Here is a 4,126-nt window from a genome sequence, read left to right on the forward strand (position 1 = left end):
CGTCGGGCAGGTGGACGCCGTGCAGGCCGGCGAGCTCCACGAGCGTGGAGTGCCGTCCCGCACGGCTTCGTCGCGGCGGGCGGCCCGCCGCTGGACGAGGTCGTCGCGGGGCTGCGCAGGGGCGGCGCCCGCCGGATCGCCGTGGCGTCCTACCTGCTGGCGCCCGGCCGGTTCCACGACCGGATGCGGGCCTGCGGCGCCGACGTGGTCGCCGCGCCGCTCGGCGCGCACGGCGCGGCCGCCCGGCTGGTCCTGCGCCGCTACGACGAGGCCGCGCTGCCGCTCGCGATCCCGGCGGCGGCCCGCTGACCCGCCCCGTCCCGGCGGATCGGCTCCCCGTCCGGGGCGGCGAACCGTTCGTCGTGGTGGGCGAGGATCCGCAGCAGCAGCTCCTTGAGCAGGTCGGTCTCGTCGGGCGACAGCGCCTCGAACAGCGCCTCGTCCAGGCGGGCGCGGTCGTCCTGGCACGCGCCGAGGAACAGCCGCCCGTCCTCGGTGGCGTCGAGCGCGTACCGGCGCCGGTCGCCGGGGTCGCGGCGGCGCCGGACGTGGCCGGCCGTCTCCAGCGCGTCGACGATGCCCACGAGGTCGCCGGCGTCCATGCGCAGCCGTTCGGCGACCTGGCGCTGCGACAGCGGCCCGTGCCGCGCCACGCACCCCAGCACCAGCAGGTGGGGCAGCCTCGGCCGGTCGGGGAGCATCCGGGCGGAGGTCCGGCGCAGCAGCCGCCCCGTCTCGAAAAGCAGGTAGGCGGGCGACGCGCACAGGGGATCGGGCCGGTCCTCCACGACTGCTCCCTGGGTGTTCTTGGCCGGTCTTATTTCTCTTGACCTGAGAAATAGGTTATCCCTACCGTTGGGTGGCCCAAAATATGGGTGTTCGCTCCATGCGGAGGGAGGCCCCCATGCCGGACGGGGGACCGGCCGTCGAGGTCGACGGCCTGACCAAGAGGTTCGGTGACGTGGAGGCCGTGCGGGGGATCGACTTCGCCGTGCGGCCAGGGGAGATCTTCGGTTTCCTCGGCCCGAACGGCGCGGGCAAGTCCACGACGATCAACATGCTGTGCACGCTGCTGCGCCCGAGCGGCGGCAGCGCGCGGGTCGCCGGGCACGACGTGGTGCGCGAGCGCGACGACGTCCGCCGCAACATCGGGCTGGTCTTCCAGGACCCGACGCTCGACGGCTACCTGTCGGGCGAGCAGAACCTGCGCTTCCACGCCGAGCTGTACGGGGTGCCGCGCTCGGTGACGGCCGACCGCATCCGGCAGGTGCTGGAGATGGTCAACCTGTGGGACCGGCGCGGCGACCTGGCGCAGACCTACTCGGGCGGGATGAAGCGCCGCCTGGAGATCGCGCGCGGCCTGCTGCACTCCCCGCGGGTGCTGTTCCTGGACGAGCCGACCGTCGGCCTGGACCCCCAGACCCGGGCGTCGATCTGGGAGTACATCCGGCACCTGCAGGCCGCCGAGGAGATCACGATCTTCATGACGACGCACTACATGGACGAGGCCGAGTACTGCGAGCGCATCGCGATCATGGACTCGGGGCGGATCGTGGCGCTGGACACCCCCGAGGCGCTCAAGGCCGGCGTCGGCGAGGACCGGGTCCGCATCCAGACCGCCGACGACGAGGCCGCGATCGCCGCGCTCAAGGACCGGTTCGGGCTGGAGGCGGTCGTGTCGGAGGGCGCGGTCGCGTTCTCGGTGGCCTCCGGCGAGGCGTTCGTCCCGCGGCTGTTCGCCGAGCTGGGCGTGCCGATCAGGTCGGTGAACGTCGCGCGGCCGTCCCTGGACGACGTGTTCATGTCGTTCACCGGCACCACCATCCGCGACGCCGAGGCCTCGGCGAGCGACGGGATGCGCGTCGCGATGCGCGCGATGAGGAGGTGACGATGGCGAGCACGGCCGAGAGGGCGCCGGGCGCCGAGGTCGTCCGGGTCAGGGTGCCCGAGCGCGGCCTGCGGCAGGACCTGCGCGCCGTGAAGATCGTCCTGCACCGGGAGCTGATCCGGTTCTGGCGCGACAAGCTGCGGATGGTGTCCGGGCTCGTCCAGCCGGTGCTGTGGCTGCTGGTCATGGGCACCGGACTGTCCAACCTCATGGCCCGCAGCGGCGGCCCCGCCGGGTCCGTCGACCTGAAGACCTTCATCTTCCCCGGCGTGTGCGCGATGTCGGTGATGTTCACCGCGATGTTCTCCGCCGGGTCGATCGTGTGGGACCGTGAGTTCGGGTTCCTGCGCGAGATGCTCGTCGCGCCGGTCAGCCGCGCCGCCATCGTCGTCGGCAAGTGCGTCGGCGGCGCCCTGGTGGCGACGGTGCAGGGCGCGGTGATCGTGTCGCTGGCGGGCCTGGCCGGCGTCCCCTACGACCCGGGGCTGCTGCTGGAGCTGCTCGGCCTGATGTTCGTCGGGGCGTTCGCGCTCACCGGGTTCGGCGTCATGATGGCCGCGCGGATCAACAGCATGCAGTCGTTCTTCGGCCTCATGCAGATGGCGATGATGCCGATGATGTTCCTGTCCGGCGCCCTGTACCCGCTGAGCGGGCTCCCGACATGGCTGACCGTGCTGACCCGCTTCAACCCGCTCACCTACGCCGTCGACCCGCTGCGGCACGCGGTGTTCTCCCGCCTGGACGTCTCGCCGGAGCTGCTGCGGACGTTCGACCCGGGCGTCACCTGGGGCGGCTGGGTGGTCCCGATCTGGCTGGAGATCCTCCTCGTCCTCGGCATGGGCCTGGGGCTGATGGGCGTTGCCATCCTGGAGTTCCGCCGCGCCGACTGAGAAAACTCCGCCGTCACTCACCGTGATGAAGGATACTGGCCGCGTGCGCGACGCAGCGCACTCGGTCGGATGCGAAGGGTGACGGCGGGCAACGTGAACGGGTACAGGACGATATGGCGCGGGGCGGCGGCGACGGCCGCCGTCCTGGCGGCGGTGGCAGGGGCCGCGACCGTGGACGGACCGGTCCGCGCGCAGGCCGCGGACGGGGCGCGGCGCGCGGCCGCGGCGCAGGAGCTGCGGATCACGCGGTTCCTGGGGGAGCGGCGGCTGCCGCACATGGCGAAGTTCAAGGGCACCACTGTCGGCGGGGTGTCGGGCATCGACCGCGACCCGCGCACCGGGACCTGGTACCTGGTCTCCGACGACCGGTGGCGCTACGACCCGGCCCGGTTTTACACCGGCCGCCTGGACATCGACCCCGCCACCGGCGCGTTCACCGGGGTCCGGCTCACCGGGGTGTCCACGCTGCGCGACCCCGACGGCCGCCCCTACCCCGGATTCGGCAAGCCGGGGTCGGTCGACCCGGAGACGATCCGCTTCGACCCGCGGTCCGGGCGCGTCCTGTGGGGCAACGAGGGCGACCGCCCGGACGAGACGCATGAGGGGATCCCCGTGGCGCCGATGTCGCTGCGGTGGGCCGGACGCGACGGCCGGTACGGCGGTGAGCTGCCCCTCCCGCAGTCGCTGCGGCTGACCGCCGAGCACCGGGGGCCGCGCCGCAACGCCGGCTTCGAGGCGCTGACGTTCACCCCGCACGGCGTCGCCGCGATGGCCGAAGGCCCCCGGTACGAGGACGGGGAGCCGCCGACCGTGCGGCACGGCGCCATGTCCCGCCTCACCCTGTGGGACCGGGCCGGGCGCGTGACGGCGCAGTACGCCTACCCCGTCGACCGCCTCCCGGCCGCGCCGAGGCCGCCCACCGGCGCCGCCGACAGCGGCGTCTCGGAGATCCTCGCCGCCGGGGACCACCGGTTCCTGGCGCTGGAGCGCTCCTGGCTGGAAGGCGTCGGATACGAGGTCCGGCTGTACGAGTTCGACGCGCGGGGCGCCACGGACGTGCTGCGCCGCGACCGGCTCGACCAGGGCGGCCGGTTCCGCCCGGTGCGCAAGCGCCTCGTAGCCGACCTCGGCCGCTACGCCGATCCCACGCAGAACCTGGAGGCGCTGGCGTGGGGGCCGCGCCTGAGGTCGGGGGAGTGCACGCTGGTGGCCGGCTCCGACGACAACTTCGACCAGCGCGAGGCCACCCAGTTCCTGGCGTTCGCCGTCCGGGGCTGCTGACCCCCGCCGCGCGACGCGGAAGGGCCCGCGGGGGCGGGGCGCGGCCCCGGGCCCGGCGGGGTGCCGG

At 73.8% G+C, this 4,126-nt stretch carries 4 protein-coding genes and 1 pseudogene; 4 read left to right on the forward strand and 1 reads right to left on the reverse strand.

Annotated features, from left to right (window positions below; genetic code table 11):
• Window positions 1-309: pseudogene (locus AB0K37_RS40635) on the forward strand (hypothetical protein); the annotation flags it as partial.
• Here AB0K37_RS40635 and AB0K37_RS40640 read toward each other — a convergent pair.
• Window positions 261-788, reverse strand: a complete 528-nt coding sequence (locus tag AB0K37_RS40640; RefSeq protein ID WP_363991174.1) for a MarR family transcriptional regulator — start codon at window positions 786-788, stop codon at window positions 261-263. The pseudogene AB0K37_RS40635 and the gene AB0K37_RS40640 sit on opposite strands and share 49 nt — an antisense overlap.
• A 116-nt stretch (window positions 789-904) precedes the next feature.
• Here AB0K37_RS40640 and AB0K37_RS40645 point away from each other — a divergent pair, with 116 nt between their 5' ends.
• The 3 genes from AB0K37_RS40645 (at window position 905) to AB0K37_RS40655 (ending at window position 4,059) form a co-directional block, all read left to right on the forward strand.
• Window positions 905-1,888, forward strand: a complete 984-nt coding sequence (locus AB0K37_RS40645; RefSeq protein ID WP_363991176.1) for an ATP-binding cassette domain-containing protein — start codon at window positions 905-907, stop codon at window positions 1,886-1,888.
• 2 nt (window positions 1,889-1,890) lie between these two features.
• Window positions 1,891-2,778 (forward strand): ABC transporter permease, encoded by an 888-nt coding sequence (locus tag AB0K37_RS40650; RefSeq protein ID WP_363991179.1) that lies wholly within the window; start codon window positions 1,891-1,893, stop codon window positions 2,776-2,778.
• Window positions 2,779-2,847: 69 nt separating this feature from the next.
• On the forward strand, window positions 2,848-4,059 hold the full coding sequence (locus AB0K37_RS40655; protein WP_363991182.1) for an esterase-like activity of phytase family protein: 1,212 nt from the start codon (window positions 2,848-2,850) through the stop codon (window positions 4,057-4,059).
• The last annotated feature ends 67 nt before the right edge of the window (window positions 4,060-4,126 follow it).

The organism is Actinomadura sp. NPDC049753, from assembly GCF_040674655.1.
GTDB classification, from domain to species: domain Bacteria; phylum Actinomycetota; class Actinomycetes; order Streptosporangiales; family Streptosporangiaceae; genus Spirillospora; species Spirillospora verrucosospora.

Bases quoted from the DNA above. Each gene is read 5' to 3' on its own strand.
- AB0K37_RS40655 (WP_363991182.1), top strand. From the start codon at position 2,848: ATGCGAAGGGTGACGGCGGGCAACGTGAACGGGTACAGGACGATATGG.
- AB0K37_RS40645 (WP_363991176.1), top strand. From the start codon at position 905: ATGCCGGACGGGGGACCGGCCGTCGAGGTCGACGGCCTGACCAAGAGG.
- AB0K37_RS40650 (WP_363991179.1), top strand. From the start codon at position 1,891: ATGGCGAGCACGGCCGAGAGGGCGCCGGGCGCCGAGGTCGTCCGGGTC.